Source organism: Methylomonas sp. BW4-1 (assembly GCF_052474385.1).
In genome coordinates, this window is sequence record NZ_CP184125.1 from 458,775 (window position 1) to 474,799 (window position 16,025).

15 protein-coding genes are annotated in these 16,025 nt (G+C 55.6%); 11 read left to right on the forward strand and 4 right to left on the reverse strand.

What is annotated here, in order from left to right:
- Nucleotides 1-631: 631 nt before the first annotated feature.
- Nucleotides 632-850 (forward strand): ComC/BlpC family leader-containing pheromone/bacteriocin, encoded by a 219-nt coding sequence (locus tag ACH5Y9_RS02055; RefSeq protein WP_445368330.1) that lies wholly within the window; start codon nucleotides 632-634, stop codon nucleotides 848-850.
- 154 nt (nucleotides 851-1,004) lie between these two features.
- Here ACH5Y9_RS02055 and ACH5Y9_RS02060 read toward each other — a convergent pair whose 3' ends face one another.
- Nucleotides 1,005-1,847 (reverse strand): PEP-CTERM sorting domain-containing protein, encoded by an 843-nt coding sequence (locus ACH5Y9_RS02060; protein ID WP_445368331.1) that lies wholly within the window; start codon nucleotides 1,845-1,847, stop codon nucleotides 1,005-1,007.
- A gap of 433 nt (nucleotides 1,848-2,280) precedes the next feature.
- Here ACH5Y9_RS02060 and ACH5Y9_RS02065 point away from each other — a divergent pair, with 433 nt between their 5' ends.
- The 10 genes from ACH5Y9_RS02065 to ACH5Y9_RS02110 all read left to right on the forward strand — a co-directional run bounded on the left by ACH5Y9_RS02065 (nucleotide 2,281) and on the right by ACH5Y9_RS02110 (nucleotide 14,111).
- Nucleotides 2,281-3,246: a cytochrome-c peroxidase gene (locus tag ACH5Y9_RS02065; protein WP_445368332.1), complete on the forward strand. Its 966-nt coding sequence runs from the start codon at nucleotides 2,281-2,283 to the stop codon at nucleotides 3,244-3,246.
- On the forward strand, nucleotides 3,243-5,312 hold the full coding sequence (locus tag ACH5Y9_RS02070) for a DAHL domain-containing protein (protein ID WP_445368333.1): 2,070 nt from the start codon (nucleotides 3,243-3,245) through the stop codon (nucleotides 5,310-5,312). Before ACH5Y9_RS02065 ends, ACH5Y9_RS02070 begins: the two co-directional genes overlap by 4 nt.
- Nucleotides 5,302-6,726, forward strand: coding sequence for a sigma-54-dependent transcriptional regulator (locus tag ACH5Y9_RS02075; RefSeq protein ID WP_445368334.1), 1,425 nt, complete (start codon nucleotides 5,302-5,304; stop codon nucleotides 6,724-6,726). Before ACH5Y9_RS02070 ends, ACH5Y9_RS02075 begins: the two co-directional genes overlap by 11 nt.
- 74 nt (nucleotides 6,727-6,800) lie before the next feature.
- Entirely contained in the window at nucleotides 6,801-7,811 is a 1,011-nt protein-coding gene (gene fba / locus ACH5Y9_RS02080; RefSeq protein ID WP_445368335.1) for a class II fructose-bisphosphate aldolase, read from the forward strand.
- A gap of 293 nt (nucleotides 7,812-8,104) precedes the next feature.
- Nucleotides 8,105-8,539, forward strand: coding sequence for a hypothetical protein (locus ACH5Y9_RS02085; protein ID WP_445368336.1), 435 nt, complete (start codon nucleotides 8,105-8,107; stop codon nucleotides 8,537-8,539).
- Nucleotides 8,540-8,550: 11 nt separating this feature from the next.
- Complete coding sequence (locus ACH5Y9_RS02090; RefSeq protein ID WP_445368337.1) at nucleotides 8,551-9,216, forward strand: response regulator transcription factor; 666 nt, start codon at nucleotides 8,551-8,553, stop codon at nucleotides 9,214-9,216.
- Nucleotides 9,216-10,538: a sensor histidine kinase gene (locus tag ACH5Y9_RS02095; RefSeq protein WP_445368338.1), complete on the forward strand. Its 1,323-nt coding sequence runs from the start codon at nucleotides 9,216-9,218 to the stop codon at nucleotides 10,536-10,538. Before ACH5Y9_RS02090 ends, ACH5Y9_RS02095 begins: the two co-directional genes overlap by 1 nt.
- A gap of 131 nt (nucleotides 10,539-10,669) precedes the next feature.
- Nucleotides 10,670-12,949: a TonB-dependent receptor family protein gene (locus tag ACH5Y9_RS02100; protein WP_445368339.1), complete on the forward strand. Its 2,280-nt coding sequence runs from the start codon at nucleotides 10,670-10,672 to the stop codon at nucleotides 12,947-12,949.
- 118 nt (nucleotides 12,950-13,067) lie between these two features.
- Complete coding sequence (locus ACH5Y9_RS02105; protein WP_445368340.1) at nucleotides 13,068-13,619, forward strand: HupE/UreJ family protein; 552 nt, start codon at nucleotides 13,068-13,070, stop codon at nucleotides 13,617-13,619.
- Between the two features lie 123 nt (nucleotides 13,620-13,742).
- On the forward strand, nucleotides 13,743-14,111 hold the full coding sequence (locus ACH5Y9_RS02110) for a hypothetical protein (protein WP_445368341.1): 369 nt from the start codon (nucleotides 13,743-13,745) through the stop codon (nucleotides 14,109-14,111).
- A 268-nt stretch (nucleotides 14,112-14,379) separates the two neighbouring features.
- Here the strand turns inward: ACH5Y9_RS02110 and ACH5Y9_RS02115 are convergent, their stop codons facing one another.
- The 3 genes from ACH5Y9_RS02115 to ACH5Y9_RS02125 form a co-directional block, all read right to left on the reverse strand.
- Nucleotides 14,380-14,859 carry a hypothetical protein gene (locus tag ACH5Y9_RS02115; RefSeq protein ID WP_445368342.1) on the reverse strand — a complete coding sequence of 160 codons (480 nt, stop codon included), beginning with the start codon at nucleotides 14,857-14,859 and terminating at the stop codon, nucleotides 14,380-14,382.
- A 144-nt stretch (nucleotides 14,860-15,003) separates the two neighbouring features.
- Nucleotides 15,004-15,630 (reverse strand): hypothetical protein, encoded by a 627-nt coding sequence (locus tag ACH5Y9_RS02120; RefSeq protein WP_445368343.1) that lies wholly within the window; start codon nucleotides 15,628-15,630, stop codon nucleotides 15,004-15,006.
- Nucleotides 15,627-16,016, reverse strand: a complete 390-nt coding sequence (locus ACH5Y9_RS02125; RefSeq protein ID WP_445368344.1) for a copper resistance CopC family protein — start codon at nucleotides 16,014-16,016, stop codon at nucleotides 15,627-15,629. The genes ACH5Y9_RS02120 and ACH5Y9_RS02125 overlap by 4 nt, the downstream gene beginning before the upstream one ends.
- Nucleotides 16,017-16,025: the final 9 nt, after the last annotated feature.

A 16,025-nucleotide genomic window follows, 5' to 3' on the forward strand; every position in this document is an offset into this window, starting at 1 on the left:
TCGAAGAACTAATGGCTCTCTGCGACCAGCTAAAAGCCCGCCTCGCCGCCGCTAATCAATTACAGCAAAAGCTGGCGGATGGAATGGTTGAGCGGGCCATGATGTCTTGATGTATTGTTCACCGCCTGAATAGAAAGCCGCCTTCAATTATTTTTCAGACGGTTTATGCCCATGGGCCGTCGCTATATCGTCCGCTGAGCCGGCCTGTGCTGGGCGCAGCCGATGTGGCCGGTGTACAAGACACCCGGCGCGCTGCTCATGAACCATGCCGTAATCCCCAACAAAACCTAAAGGCGCGTCATTGCGGATGCTGTGGATTATTGCGTCCGGCTGTCGGTAATTTGCCACAGATGTAAGGGCGGGCGGCTTGTAAAGTGCTTATGCCGGCAAACAGCAAGGGTTTGCGACCCGACCGATCAGTGGTCGCCGCCGGTCAGATTGCAATAGGCATTGCTTTTTGGCTCCGGCCAGCACAGGGAGGGGGGCTGGCCAAGAGCATCTGCGATTTGAATGGGTGTGCCCAAAACGGCATGCGGATGAACGCTTTGTTTAAACACGGATCGGTTCAAGTCGCGGTTTGGAACCACCTTTTAGCGGTGGGATTTTTTGATATTTCAAAGGAGCCAGTCAAATGAACACACAATTAACGCAAAATTTCAGGGTTCTGAATACGGAAGAACTGCAACAGGTAGCCGGTGGTTGGTGCGGAACGCCTTATCCCGGTTTCTGGAAAGGGCCAAAACCCGGTCCGCTGCCCGACTTGTTTAGTGGCGCGGTCAGCAAGCTATCCATGGTCAGTTTGAACCCGCAACCGTTACCACCCGCTGAAATCGGCTTTTTCGCGCAGTAAGCGCTTAAGCTTAGAAGAGCCGGCCCCGTGCCGGCTTTTTTACGTGGTGGCAAGTAAATAAAGGCTGAGTTACCGGCCTAGAAAAAAACCATGCCGCCAACAACTTGCTTGTTAACAGCATGGCAGGTAGGAGAGGAGTGCAGTGCAGGACGATTTAAACGTTGGCTTGTTTGCGTTTACCCAAGCCCATAACGCCCAGGATGCCGCTTAGAAACAGCCAGGTGGCAGCCGGCAGCGGTACGGCGGCAACGCCGGATACCGAGAAGGCTTGGTTAAAGGTGGTGCCGCCGACGATGTCGGTGCCGATTCTCAGCCAGTCCGGGTCCAGGTTGCCGTCGCGTATCCAGGATTGCAAATCCGGCGTGAACGGGCCGCTGCCGCCGACTATTGGTTTAGCAGCCGACAACCAGAGGAAATTCCCGTTTTTCAATTCCACCTGCGGCACGAAAAAGTAATGGTCGGCTGCCAAGGAGATGGCGTCGTTAAAATTAATGTCAAATCTGACTTCCTGCCCGGAAACAGCGCCTTCGCCGCCGGTGGTTTGGTTGGGCAGCGGATGAATGCCGTTGATTACCGAGTTGCCGGCCAAGGCGTTGCTGTTTAGTAATGTGACGCTGTAGCTCAAGGAGTTGTCAGCCGATTCGCGGCCCAAAAACGCCACATCCGAAGGCGAGTTGACGCGGGTAGGCACGCGGCCGGAGGGCGGGTTTACGGAATCCTTACCAAATACCCGGTAGATTTCCACATTCACATTGGCGATGTCACTCAGCGTGGCGCCGTTGGCGAGCAAACCGGTGAACGTGGCTTGGTTTAGCTGGGTATGTTGCGTTAACACAAAGTCGTCCGCTGATTCTATTTCCCGGCTGGTGCCGCCGGCTTGCGCGCCGGTGGCGATTCGGTAATCCGGGCCGCCGGTGCTGAACGAGAAGGCTGCGGCGTCGGCGTTGGCGGCGAACAAGGTGGAAACGGCTAAAAGTGGGATTAATTTGCTTTGCATGTCGGTACTCCTAAAAGGGTTAAAGTGCTGAGAATTGGTCTCGGATAAAGAAACTGCTGGCAGCTTCTGTCTCTAACAATGCGAGTAGCGTGCCAAGAAAGTTTTTTATAAATAGATGTTTAAAATCATTTATTTAGGATTTTGTTTTCCGTGTTTGTGCCGGTGAGTGGGTGCGACGAAAGTTGCAGCAAAGGTGCTGGAAAGCGCTGCGATGCCGGTCATTAAGCGGCGCAGGGCGGTTGCCAGAGTGACTTATTCAGCAACTTTTGTCTCAGGGTGGGTTAACGGAAGGCTTACATGTAGCGCGACGGCCGCAGCAAAAAGCCGTTGATCCAGCGTGAAATTTAGGCTTACCGCGATTTCAATCGAGGATAGAATGAAGACCGGATTCGTAAACCACGCTTTGACACACGTAAACATGACGCAAAAAAGTATGTTTGGGCTTTTTTTAGCGGTTGGCATGGGAATGGCCTTAACGATGGCCGCGCGGGCGCAAACCCCGGAACCGCTGGCGCCCTTGCCGCTCACGGTGGCTTTAGATGCCCCGCGCGTGGTGTTGGGCCAACGCTTATTTCACGATCCCAAACTCTCCGACCAAGGCCAGCGCTCTTGCGCCAGTTGTCATCCGCTGGACAGCGGCGGCATGGACGGCAAGGTCCGCGCCGCAGCGGCGGACGGAGTTTCGCGGCTGCGCAATACCCCCAGTTTGTTCAATGTCTCGTTCAATTACTTTTTTAATTGGGATGGGGTAGTCACCACGCTGGAAGCCCACACCGAAAAAGTCATGCTTAATCCGAAAATCATGAACGCCAAATGGCCGGAGTTGATCGAGCGTTTGCGCGCGGTGCCGGATTATGTCGATGCGTTTAGCCGCATCTACCCGGACGGATTGACCAAAGCCAACGTCGTCGATGCCTTGAGCCATTTTGAGCGCAGTTTGATCACGCCCAATGCCCGCTTCGACCGCTTTCTACGCGGTGAAACCGCGGCGCTTGATGCAGACGAACAGCAAGGTTTTCATTTGTTCAAGGCCCTGGGCTGCGTGGCCTGCCATCAGGGCGTCAATATCGGCGGCAATCTATTTCAGAAGTTCGGGGTATTCGGCGCACCGCAAGGGCCGCAAGAGCCGGTGGACGAGGGCCGTTACAGCGTCACCGGCAACGCCAGAGACCGCGGCGTGTTTCGGGTGCCAAGCTTGCGTAACGTTGCTGTCACCGCGCCGTATTTTCACGATGGCCGCGCCGCTACCCTGGAAGCGGCGGTGGATACGATGGCCGAGCATCAATTGGGCAAGCGGCTGGCGGCGAAGCAGCGCGATGCTATCGTTAAATTTCTAAAGACATTGACCGGGGAATACGCCGGCAAGGCTTTGGTCGCCAGCCAATCAGCCAAGCCATGACCGCGATTTCCTGGCGGCCCAGGTTGATCGTCGCCGGTCTGTTACTGGCCTTGACCTATCTCTGGCTGCAAAGCGCCAGCCCGGAACTGGAGCGGCGTAACCGCCTGCAAAGCACGCTGCGCATCATCGAACTGCGCGATGCGGAATTGATGCGCGATATTTTGCTGGCCCGCGCCGGCTTGCTGGCCAACTACGATGCCCTCACCAAAGCAGGCCAGGAGCTGCTGCGCTTGTCGCAGAGTTTGCAAACCGAATTGCAAGCGGTGGAAGGGGCGGAGCAATTGCTTGGCAATTTAGCGGACCAGTTAACCGCAACAGTCCAGGAACGCTTAGGGCAGATCGAATACCTCAAATCCGATAATGCCTTGCTGCGCAATTCGGTGATGTCCTTCGACGAAATCGGTAAAACCTTGCGGGCCGCGGCAAAGCCCGGTGATGCCGCCAAGCTGGGCAATTTATGGCGCTTGATGTTCAGTTTCATGGACAGCCCGCAGCCGGAACTGGCCGCGGAAATTAAGCAGGAGCTTGATCGGCTGGCCGGACTGGCCGCGCAGTCGGATGACTATCGGGTGCTGATCGCCCACGGCCGGCTGATTATCGAGGTGTCGCCGAAGGTGGATACGCTGCTGCGGCAGATCATCGCTCAGCCTATCGTCAGCCGAGTCGATGATTTGCAACAAGCCCTGCGCCAGTACAGCGGCAGCGTGGAGCAACAAGCCGAGGCCTATCGTTTGGCGTTGTATTTAGTCGCCGTCGTCCTCCTGGCGTATTTGCTGTATCAATTTGTCCTGCTAAGGGCGAATACGCTGGCGTTACGAAAGGCCCACGCCAATTTGCAACAAGAAACCAACGAGCGCTTGCAAGCCGAATCCTGGTTGCGGGAAAGCGAAGCCCGGCTGCGCGCCATCACCGACTCGGCGCATGAAGCGATTGTCTCCGTGGACATGCAAGGCAATATCGTGTCCTGGAACCAGGGCGCACAGCTGATGTTTGGCTTTCCGGCAGACCAGGTGCTGGGTCAGCCGTTTCAGCAGTTGCTGGCAAACCCGGCGCCGGATTTTTTTGCACAAATCCAGGAAGTACAAGGCGCAAATCGACTTAGTAGCCCAATGCGGGAATTGAAAGCGTTAAGGCGGAACAGCAGCGTGTTTCCGGTCGAATTGTCGCTATCCCGTTGGACGCGCGGCACCGAGCGCTATTTGACCGCGATCATCCGTGACATTAGCGTGCGCAAGCAACTGGAACAGGTCGCCCGCCAGCAAGAACTGCAACTGATTCAAGCCAACAAGATGACTGCCTTGGGTACTTTGGTATCCGGCGTCGCGCATGAAATCAATAACCCCAATCAACTGATTTTGTTCAACTCCGGTTTACTTGCCGATATTTGGAGCGATGCGCTGGAGGTGTTGGAAGAGCATTATCAAGCGGCCGGTGAGTTTTCCTTGGGCGGCTTGCCTTACAGCGAAATGCGCAACAGCGCCGCGGTGCTGATTCACGATGTCAGGGATGGCGCCAAACGCATCGAACGCATCGTCGCGGAACTGAAAAACTATGCCCGCCCGCCCAGCAGCGAGGCTCCGGTATCTTTTGCGATTAACGAGGTGGTGGAGCGGGCGTTAGGTTTACTGAAGCATCTGATAGACCAAAAAACCCGGCATTTCAAAACCGATTTTGCCGAGGGCTTGCCGGAGCTGCGCGGCAATCCGCAGCAAGTGGAACAGGTGCTGGTCAATCTGTTGATTAATGCCCTGGAAGCACTTCCGGACCCGGAAAAATCTGTTAGCGTTACCACCAAATTACTGAATGACGGCCGACAGTTGGGTGTGGAAGTTTGGGACGAAGGTGTCGGCATCGCCGCCGAACATATCCAGCAACTGTGCGACCCGTTCTTTACTACGAAACAGGCTAATGGCGGCACCGGTTTGGGTTTGGCTATCAGCGCTTCATTGCTGCGCGCCCAAGGCGGCAGCTTAAGTTTTTCATCCGAGCCGGGGCAAGGCACCTGCGCACGGGTTATTTTTCAGGTCAATCCGGGGCCGGCGATGGCAGACAATCATGCAATGTAAAGATCTGGGCAAGCTGCCTATCTTGTTGGTGGACGATGAAGCGCAGTTGTTGCACAGCGCCAGTTTGGTGTTGCGGAGTGCCGGTTTTACCGAGGTACTGACGCTGGACGACAGCCGGGCGGTATTGCCATTGCTGGCAAGCCGGCCCATCGGCGTAATAGTGCTGGATTTGACCATGCCGCATCTGTCCGGCAGGGCCTTATTGGACCAGATCGCTGCTGAGTATCCGGAAATTCCGGTGATCATGATGACCGCCACCAACGATTTGCAGATTGCTGTAGAGTGCATGCGCAGCGGCGCCAGCGATTATTTACTCAAGCCGGTGGAGCAAAACTGTCTGGTGGCGGCGGTAAGGCGGGCGGTAGAAAGTCGGGTGCTGCGCGCGGAATTTTTGTCGCTGAAAGAGCGGATGCTCACCAACAGCCCGCACGAACCCAGCGCATTCGCCGAGATCGTCACGCAAAGCCCGGCCATGTTTGCCATCTTCCGCTACATCGAAGCCATTGCCGCCTCGCCGCAGCCGGTGTTGATTACCGGTGAAACCGGAGCCGGCAAGGAGCTTATTGCCCGCGCCTTGCATCGCTTGTCCGGGCGCGCGGGTGATTTGGTGGCAGTCAACGTCGCCGGCCTGGACGACACGCTGTTTTCCGATACATTGTTCGGTCATGCCAAAGGCTCGTTCACCGGCGCCGAGCGAGCGCGCGACGGATTGCTGGCCAGCACTGGCGAGGGAACGCTGTTTCTGGATGAAATCGGCGACCTGAGTATCGCTTCGCAGGTCAAGCTGTTGCGTTTATTGCAGGATGGTTCGTTTTACCCGATAGGTGCGGATCGGCCCCGGCAAAGTAGGGCGCGCATCATTGTAGCCACCCATTGCGATGTCAGACGGCAAGTTGAACTCGGCACCTTTCGCAAGGATTTATACTTTCGCTTGCGGACCCATCATATCCAGCTGCCGCCGCTCCGCGAACGCCGGGAAGACCTGCCGCAACTGACGCTGCATTTTGTGGAAAAAGCCGCCGACAGCCTGGGCAAGCCCGCGCCCAGCGTGCCGCCGGCGTTGTTTCAGTGGTTGCATAATTACCCGTTCCCCGGCAATATCCGCGAGCTGGAAGGCATGGCCTTCGATGCGGTCGCCCGTAGCCAGGGTGGGGTACTGTCCTTGCAGAGTTTCAAGGAAGCCATTGCCGAGCAAATGCCGATGCCCGGCGATGGTAGTGTCATGGACGGGATGTCTGCCTCGTCCGGCAGTTTTCCGGAGCGCTTGCCGACGCTGAAGGAAGCCGAAGAGTCACTGATTGCCGAAGCTCTACAACGCGCCCAAGGCAATCAAGGCGTCGCCGCGGGTTTGCTGGGCATTAGCCGGCAGGCTTTAAACAAGCGGCTGATTCGCCGCGACGCGGAGAGCTTCTGAGTCCAAGAACTATTTGTCCGGGCCGGCGTATCAGCCGATAAAACTTAATAAAACAACGCCAAGGAGAGCCAAGCGTGGCTTTAATATCTTTACGACAACTTTTGGATTACGCGGCGGAACACAGCTTTGCCGTGCCGGCTTTCAACATCAGCAACATGGAACAAGTGCAGGCCATTATGCAGGCGGCCGATGCTTGTGACAGCCCGGTAATCATGCAAGGTTCTGCCGGCGCTAATCGCTATGCCGGCGAGGTGTTTCTGCGGCATTTGATCTTGGCTGCCGTCGAGCAATATCCGCATATTCCGGTGGTGATGCACCGCGATCACGCGCCATCGCCGGACATTTGCGCCCAGGCTATTCAATCAGGATTTAGCTCGGTGATGATGGATGGCTCTTTACTGGAGGACATGAAGACGCCTGCGTCGTTTGAGTATAACGTCGAGGTGACCCGCCGCGTTGTGAGCATGGCGCATGCCTGCGGCGTGTCGGTGGAAGGCGAAATCGGTTGCCTGGGTTCGCTGGAAAATCAGCAGGATGCGGATCACAGCCGCTTGCTGACCGATCCCGATGAAGCGGTGGAGTTTGTCAAGCAAACCCAAATCGATGCCTTGGCGGTGGCCATAGGCACCAGTCATGGCGCGTATAAATTCAGCAAGCCGCCGACAGGCGAAGTGTTGGTGATCAGCCGCTTAAAAACCTTGCAACAGCGTCTGCCGAATATGCATTTTGTGATGCACGGCTCCAGCTCGGTGCCGCAAGACTGGCTGCAAGTCATCAACGAATACGGCGGAGATATTGCACAAACCTATGGCGTACCGGTGGCGGAAATTGTGGAAGGCATTAAATACGGCGTTCGCAAAGTCAATATCGATACCGACTTGCGCATGGCGTCCACCGGCGCGATTCGCCGCTTTGTCGCCCAACCGGAACATGTCGCGGAATTGGATGCCCGCAAGATTTACCAAGCCGCCAGAGACGCCATGCAGGCGCTTTGCCAGGCACGTTACGAAGCATTCGGTTCGGCTGGACATGCCGGCAAGATTAAAGTGGTGCCATTAAGCCGGATGGCGAAAAGCTATTGTTGAGATAGGCAACGCCGAGCGGATTTTTCGCAAAGTTGCCTATGATTTTCTGACCCTTGAGCGTCATGCTTACCTATCCTGCGGGCTTGTCGTTGGCAATCCCGTAAAGCTCGACTGGGCAGTTCCGACAGAAATCCCGCCTTAACCCCCGCTATTGTCAGTCAATGTAAGACTAAAAAAATAATTATCTTAATAATGCTACAATTCGCGGCCGATTAGGTTTGTCCGAAAGTGAGTCCTTTATTTTTTATCCGTGATAACGGGAACGGGCTACAGCGTAGTCATTAGGAGGAAATGTGAGAGTTTTGGCTATTGTGTTAATTGCATCGCTGGTATGCGTGATGGGTGCTTGCAGCAAGGCGAATCAGATCAATGCCCGGAGTTTACAGACTGCGCAGAAGTCGGTTTTTTACATCAAAGAACATTTACCGGAAGCCGAACGTATGCCGTTTGAGGTTTCCTATTGGTTATTGCGCGAGCAAATCAAGAATAACGATGAGTTTTTGCAACTCATCGACGGTAAGACATCAAAAGAGTTGATCGATCTGGGCAAGGAAAATTTTACGAAGCGTAAAGCGGCCGGCGACAAGGAATATGCCCGTTACGAGAATTGGGAGCAGATGATTGCTAAGTCTGCGCAACAACGCAACGATCAAGAAACCGCCGACAGCGCCGATCCGCGCGACAAAAAGGATTACCCCCGCGTCGACTACAAAATGCACGCGATGTAACTCGCGCATTTATGCGTCTGCTACTGGTCGAGGACGATCCGGCCTTTGCTTTGCCGCTGGCGGCTGATTTGCGCGGCGCCGGCTACGTCGTCGATACCGCAATCGACGGTGCGCAGGGCGAGTTCCTGGGGGCGACTGAGCCCTACGATGCCGCGATTCTCGACTTGGGCTTGCCCAAGCTGGCCGGCCTGGAAGTACTGAAATGCTGGCGCGACGCGGGCAACCACATGCCGGTGATTGTTCTGACCGCCCGCGATGCCTGGTACGAAAAAGTCGACGGCTTCAAGGCCGGCGCCGACGACTATGTCTGCAAGCCCTTCCACCCCCAAGAATTGCTGGCCCGCTTGCAGGCGGTGTTGAAGCGGGTGCACCATTTCAACCAAGCCAAACTAAAACTGTTCGGCGTCGAACTGGACGAAGACGAACAAACCGCCATGGTCGCCGGTGGCGAGGCTCAGCCGCTGACCGCTATCGAATTCAGGCTATTGCGCTACTTCATGCTGAATGCCGGCAAGGTGTTAAGCAAGGGTCAACTAGGTGAACATGTCTACAGCGAATCCACAGAACCCGACAGCAACGTGCTGGAAGTCTACGTCAAACGTCTGCGCAAAATCGTCGGCACCGATTTGATTCATACTCGGCGCGGCCAAGGTTATCTGTTCGGTCTCAAGCCGTGATGTCCTTACGCAAGCGCCTGGGCCGCGGCCTGATCGCGGTGCTGGGGGCGATTTTTATCCTACATTGGCTGGCCTCCGACTGGATCATCCGCAGCGCCGCCGAAAAGCAAATGGCCAACCGCCTGGCCGACGACGGCTATTCGCTGTTGGAGTCTCTGGCCTACAGCGACGCCGACCAAGTCGTTTTCAATAGTTTCCATATCAGTTCGGTTTACAACCGCCGGTTGTCCGGCCATTATTATCTGGTCAAGGTCGATGCCCAGGGCTACCCATCGCCATCTTTGCTGGATTTTCCGTTGGCGGTCGAGGCCGTCGGGCCTGAGCAGTCGATGCTGTACCATGCGGCCGGACCCGAGCAAACGCCGCTGCTGGTATTGACCTTGGGCGCGGTCCGTTTCGGCCATCGCATCAACATCAGCGTGGCCGAAGACCTGTCGGCAGTCGACCATGACATCACCGCCATTCGCGTGGCCTATTTGGGTTTGACCTTGCTGATATTGTTCAGCGCCATCGGTCTGCTGCGCTGGAACATCCAGCGTGCACTGCATCCGCTGGCCACGGTGCGCGCCGAACTGGAGCAGGTGGCCGGCGGCGGCAGGCAACATATCGGCAGCGAGGTGCCGGCCGAAGTTCAGCCGCTGGTCGAGGAAATCAACCATTTGCTGGAATTGGTGGTGCGCCGCTTGCAACAGTCGCGCACCGCGATGGGTAATTTGGCGCACGCGCTGAAATCGCCGATGGCGCTATTGTTAAGAACCGGCGAAGACCCGCATTTCGATAGTCGGCCGGACCTGCGGTCGCGCTTGGATGAGCAAAGCCAAGCCATCCGTCATTGCATCGAACGCGAGTTAAAACGGGCGCGGATCGCCGGCGACCAGCAGGCGGCGCCGGCCTTCAACCCGCATGGCGAAATCATCGCCTTGAAAAAGACCCTGCGCGCCATTTACGCCGACAAGCCGCTGGACATTCAAGTCACCGCACCCAAACAACTGCTGCATTTCGACCGGGAAGACTTGATGGAAGTCCTCGGCAATCTGCTGGATAACGCCTGCAAATGGGCGAAGCAGCGGATTGATGTCGAATTGGCGCTGGAAGGCGGGGTGGTGATTCGGGTCGCCGACGACGGCCCCGGTTGCCAAAACGAAGATCTGGCCTACCTGACCCAACGCGGCCGGCGCTTAGATGAGTCGGTGCAGGGCCATGGCCTGGGTCTTGGTATCGTGTCGGACATCGTCAACACCTACCATGGCGCAATATATTTTGGCCGCAGTAAGGTTCTGGGCGGCTTTTTGGTAACGGTGAGTTTGCCGTTGCATCGCTAAAACCGGATTAAAAGCGCCGGGATTTTCAGTTTCGATTCAGTTGGCTTGGTTACATTGCGCCCCGGTATTCAGTTTCGGCCTGCCGGGGCTTGGATGCGTTGTTAATCAATATTCAATCCGAAGTGAATCATATGCCCAAACAACATGGATTATTGCCGGCTTTGCTAGCGGGTCTGATGGCCGGGAGCGTGGCGGCGGCCGAACCCGAAGTTCATTCGCCTTCAGCCGAGAATGCCGTCGACACGCTGACTGGCGTCGAAGTCGTGGAAAGCGTCGAGAAAGCCGCGACCTTTTCCGGCTCCACGGCGGTGATCAGCAAAGACACTTTGGAACGCGACCAGGTGTTCACCGTCAACGAAGCCTTGCGCAAGGCGCCCGGCGTGTATGTGCGCGATGAGGAAGGCTTTGGCCTGCGGCCGAATATCGCCTTTCGCGGACAGAACCCGTTCCGCTCCACCAAAGTGTTGTTTCTGGAGGACGGCATCCCGTTCAACTTCGCGCCCTACGGCGACAACGACATTTACTACCATCCGCCGATCGAACGCTACGACGGCATCGAAATCTACAAAGGCGCCGACTTGACCCAATTCGGCCCGCAAACTATTAACGGCGCAATCAATTATCTGACTCCCAAAGTACCGACTAAGCCCGGAGGTTTCGTCAGTTTTACCGGCGGTAACCGCGATTATCTGAACGGCCACGCCCGTTACGGTGGCATAGCCAAGAACGTGCAAGGCCTGGATGCGGTCGGCGGCGTGGTCGATTACATTCACAAGGAAGGCATGGAAAATCGCGACAATACCTTTGCCGTGGTCGACGACGCTAACTTAAAAAGCATTATCGATTTCGACGCCCGTAACCGTTTGACCCTGCGCGGCGACTTTTACCACCAGGACGAGCAAGGCGCGGCCTTTGGCTTGACCGATGCCGAATACCGCAAACTGGGCGCACGTTACAATCCGGACAAAAACGCCAATTTTACCAACGACCGCTGGTCCACCTCGGCCACCTACGAGCACAGTTTTAATAACGACGTGACGCTGGAAACCAGTTTTTACTGGTCGGCGTACGAGCGCAACTGGTGGCGACAGCAGAATGAATTTCCGACCGAGAACCAGTGCGTTGGGCGAGGCATCCCCACTTATGTGCAAGACCGGGAGAACGGCATTCCGGTCGATATGGATTTGTGCAATTACAACTCCGGCCGGTTGCGTAACTACGAAACCTGGGGCGTGGCGCCGACCTTGCATGCCAAACACGATTTGTTCGGCATCGAAAGCCAATTGGACGCGGGTTTTCGGGCGCATTTCGAGAATCAGTATCGGCGCATGATTCGCGGCAGTACCGCGGACGCACGCGACGCCAGCAATCCCAACGGCGGCAATTACGGTCAACTGACCGAGAATAACGAACGCTTTGCCGACGCCTATTCCGGATTTGTGCAGAACAAATTCATCTGGAACGATTGGACCTTCACGCCGGGCGTGCGCGTCGAATCGGTCAGCTATGAGCGCAGAAATTTACTGAACGGCGCGCAAGGCCAAAGCAGCCTGACCGAAATTCTGCCGTCGTTCGCGATGACGTATGCGCCCATCGATAGCGCCGAGCTGTTTTTCGGCATTCACCGCGGGTTCGCGCCACCCCGAGTGGAGGACGCGGTTTACAACGATACCGGCGGCTCGGCCGAAGTCGGCGCCGAGATCAGTTGGAATACCGAGTTTGGCGTTCGGGCCAGGCCGTTGCGCGGCGTCAAGACCGAGCTGACCTATTTCCACAACGACTTCGATTCCCTAACCGTATTGGGCACAGTCGGCGGCGGCAGCGTGCCGGTGGCGCAAGGCAAGGCCTTGTATGAAGGCATCGAATTGATGGCGCGGGCCGACTTCGGCGATGTGTTCAACTGGACTCACAACCCGTATGCGCAGATTGCTTACATGTGGCTGCCAACCGCCGAGACCACGGCGGCCTTCCGTTGCGTGCCGCTGTCCAGCGGCGCCTATCCGGCGAGTTGCCCCGGCGGCAATGTATTCGGTTCCGCGCCCGGCAAGCGCGCGCCGTATGCGCCGGAAAGCCTGTTGACCGCGACCTTGGGCTACTCGCATCCGACCGGTTTCGATGCCCACTTGGAAGCGGCCTTCGTCAGCGAGCAATACGCCGATTTTCTGAATCTGGACAGTGGCGCCGACCATCCCAACGGCCCGACCAGCAGCGCGGCTTTGGGCGGCAGCTACGGCAAAATCAACGACTATGTGGTGGTCAACTTCGCCAGCTTGTACAAGGTGCGCAAGGACTTGACCCTGTTCGTGTCGCTGAAAAACCTGCTGGACAACACCTACATCACCGACCGGGTGCGCGGGATCCAGTCGGGCATGCCGCGTCTGGTGCAGGCGGGGTTTAAGTACGAGTTTTGATAGGCAGGGTTTTTTGTTTTAATTTTGTTATGAAATATTTTTAATTCATCTTATTTCTGCTACGATGGCGGCGATTCTATAAAAATTCCTCAACCTTGCCGCTATCGGAGACAGAAGCATGACGCAACAATTATTACGACAGTTTTTAGTTGTGATGCTGGCGTCTGTGTCAGCTGTGCAGGCGCATCCGTTGCATTGGGCCGAAGAATCGGTCGGTTTTGGCAGCGGTTTGCTCCATCCTTTTTCCAGTTCCGATCACATCTTGACGATGCTCGCGGTAGGCATGTGGATTTGCCGGACAGGTAGCGGCAAATCGTTTGTTTGGCAGGTGTTATTGTTCTTGTGCATGTTGTTGCTGGGCGGCGGCTTGACCCTGATCCCGTTGCAGATTGCCCACGCTGAAACGCTGATGTATGCGAGCGTGCTGGTTTTGGGTTTGCTGTTGGCGTCGGGACGCAAATTGCACTGGGTTTTTTCGTTGCTGCTGATTGCTGCCGTCGCGGTGTTTCACGGTTATGTGCACGCTTTGGCTATTTGGCTGGATGTTGAAGCGCTTGGCTATACGGCCGGCTTTGCTTTGGCGACTTCAAGTCTATTGGCAATCGGCGTTGCCGTAAACCTGGGTATCTTGATGTCACTGGCTAAGCTGGCCGGCCGGATGCCCCAATAAATAGCCATTCCAAGCACTCGAAAATACTTTCAACCAAAGGAGTCGCCCGCTCAGTAGCGTTTAATCTCAGATCAGGACAATTTGCTTTACCCGTTACATTTCATTTTAACTAAGAGGAAACACATGACATTAAAGAAAATTTTTATCGCATCAACTCTGCTGGTTTCGATTCTGGGCTTTTCCGGTGCAACGTACGCAAAAGAAGCCCATAAATCCGTACCAGAGGTGTTGAAAGAAGTGGATGCTCATATGCAAGCCGCTTTGGATGCGATTCCGTCCGCTGATTCGACAAAAATAGCCACGTTGATCAAGGAAGCGTCACAAAGCGCCAGCGAACTTAGCGCCAACTATAAATTCGAATTCGAACGCGATAAAGTGGTTTTGAAATTGAAAAAAGCCAGAGAATTGGCTAAAAAGTCCGATTTTGCTGCGGCAGAACAAGAACTTAAAGAAGCCAGAGAAGGCTTTGCCGGTCTGACAAAATTCCAGTAATGGCATTTTGACAACACAAATACTTCATGTATGCAGTTTGGGCAGCTTAGGCTGCCCTTTTTTTTGCGCGGAAGAAAATACCGGAAGTCGCCGCCGACTGGGTCGGCGTGGACAATTTAAGATGCCGGAAAAAATAGCGCGATGAAGAAATAACGGGTCGTTTTACACAGGGATAGGCAAGAAAATGAACGTCAAAAACGCCGATACCTCCCACTGTTATTCGAGTGTGCCAACTCCGGCGACGGCAGAAGTTGGCTTTTACTGTTGGTTAGAAAGCCTGGTTGGCAAAGGGGTTGAAACTGGGGCGTTGAACCACGTTAAAGCCAAATTCGGTGGCTTGGTGGCAGGCGTTGCAACCAGCGGTGAGCTTATCGTAATTTGCAATAAACTCAGCTTTGTTTTTGGCGTTTATCGCTTGTTCCAGCGCTGTGAGTGGCTGGTCGACATATTGGGCGATCAATTCCGGAATCGCTTGTTTGATCTGCTTATGCGTGGGGTGGTACTTACCGGCATCTTCCATCCCTTCGTGCAGTTCGTCGATTTCATAGGCCGCCAGTGCCCAGTTTTCGGCCTGACCGGCAAACCATAATTTGGCGTGGCGAGTGGCGGTTTGCGCCATGATTTCACCCAGGCCTGGTACGAAACCGGCGTCGGCGTGCTGTTCATCGTGGTGGTGACGGGAGGCGCAGGCGGTTAGCGATAACACGCAAGCGGCCAGTATGGTCGATTTAAATCGGATCGGTGTCATAGGGGGTTCCTTTGCAAGACAGAGTGAAAGCAGGCTATTGACTACCGACGGTCGCGACATACGGCGGCGCGCCGGTATCTTTTCGTTCGGTCCGTAGCATGGGGTTACGGCAGGACGGTTGTGGCCGGAGCGATGAAATCGGAATTAATGCGGTGTATGAGCTGCATTGGGCTTTAGCCAGCGCGGCACTAAATAGGCCGCCAGCGCTATCAATCCGCCCAGCAACCCCACCACAATCCATAGGCTATTGCCGCTAGTGGCCGTTGGTTCCACAAGCAAACCAACGGTCAGAGGCATGTGTAGCGCGCTGATCTCCGGTGGCGTATGCAAGTCGTTGTCCTCTACGAACAACACTGCTTGGTATTTACCCGGCGTTTTAAAATCCACTGTCGTCGTCAATACGCCTTGCTTAACCACGGCCATCGGTAATTCGGCGATGGATTGGCCGTCTTCGCGTAGTATTTTCAATGCCACCGGCTTCTTGCGTACATCCAGATCCAGCAAATCGATAGCAATCTGGGTTTTGCCGACGCGCGGCAGATCGACGCATTCGGCCTGAGGTACGGATTTGTCGTCCTTGGCACGATTAGGATCGATCTGGTAGGCGGCAAAATTGACGACGTAATAGTCATTGGTCAGCATGCAACCGTACAGATCGTAGCTGCCGTTGGCGCCTTTGCGGTTGCCACCCAGCGGCACCGATGCCATAGCCAGTTGCAAGCCGGTCGCGAACAACAATAAAGCAGCGGAAAGTCGGCTGATACGAATCATGGTTTGGCCTCCCCGGGCGCCGATTCGGCGACGATGGAAAATTTGGAAACCCCGCTGACGATTAGCCCGTCTTCGGTAATCACCCGGTAGCGGGTGGCGTAAGCGCCGGGCGGCAATGTTTGGGTGGTGGCGGTTAGCCGATGACGTTCGCCGAGGACAAGGCGGGCATCGCCGTTGTCGACCCGCTTGCCTTGGGCATCGACAACCACGACCGAAGGTGAACGCTCGCCTACGTTACCACTGAACCAGAATTTCACCGTGCCGTCGAAACCGGTCACTTCGGCGTTATTTTTGGGGTCGGACTTTAACAGCACGCCTTCGGCAAGGCTAATTGGGCTGACCAATGCCAGCAACACCGGGATGAATGGATTTAAAAGCTTACGCATGGAGTTTCC

Bases quoted from the DNA above. Each gene is read 5' to 3' on its own strand.
- ACH5Y9_RS02055 (WP_445368330.1), top strand. From the start codon at position 632: ATGAACACACAATTAACGCAAAATTTCAGGGTTCTGAATACGGAAGAA.
- ACH5Y9_RS02060 (WP_445368331.1), bottom strand. From the start codon at position 1,847: ATGCAAAGCAAATTAATCCCACTTTTAGCCGTTTCCACCTTGTTCGCC.
- ACH5Y9_RS02065 (WP_445368332.1), top strand. From the start codon at position 2,281: ATGTTTGGGCTTTTTTTAGCGGTTGGCATGGGAATGGCCTTAACGATG.
- ACH5Y9_RS02070 (WP_445368333.1), top strand. From the start codon at position 3,243: ATGACCGCGATTTCCTGGCGGCCCAGGTTGATCGTCGCCGGTCTGTTA.
- ACH5Y9_RS02075 (WP_445368334.1), top strand. From the start codon at position 5,302: ATGCAATGTAAAGATCTGGGCAAGCTGCCTATCTTGTTGGTGGACGAT.
- ACH5Y9_RS02090 (WP_445368337.1), top strand. From the start codon at position 8,551: ATGCGTCTGCTACTGGTCGAGGACGATCCGGCCTTTGCTTTGCCGCTG.
- ACH5Y9_RS02095 (WP_445368338.1), top strand. From the start codon at position 9,216: ATGTCCTTACGCAAGCGCCTGGGCCGCGGCCTGATCGCGGTGCTGGGG.
- ACH5Y9_RS02100 (WP_445368339.1), top strand. From the start codon at position 10,670: ATGCCCAAACAACATGGATTATTGCCGGCTTTGCTAGCGGGTCTGATG.
- ACH5Y9_RS02105 (WP_445368340.1), top strand. From the start codon at position 13,068: ATGACGCAACAATTATTACGACAGTTTTTAGTTGTGATGCTGGCGTCT.
- ACH5Y9_RS02110 (WP_445368341.1), top strand. From the start codon at position 13,743: ATGACATTAAAGAAAATTTTTATCGCATCAACTCTGCTGGTTTCGATT.
- ACH5Y9_RS02115 (WP_445368342.1), bottom strand. From the start codon at position 14,859: ATGACACCGATCCGATTTAAATCGACCATACTGGCCGCTTGCGTGTTA.
- ACH5Y9_RS02120 (WP_445368343.1), bottom strand. From the start codon at position 15,630: ATGATTCGTATCAGCCGACTTTCCGCTGCTTTATTGTTGTTCGCGACC.
- ACH5Y9_RS02125 (WP_445368344.1), bottom strand. From the start codon at position 16,016: ATGCGTAAGCTTTTAAATCCATTCATCCCGGTGTTGCTGGCATTGGTC.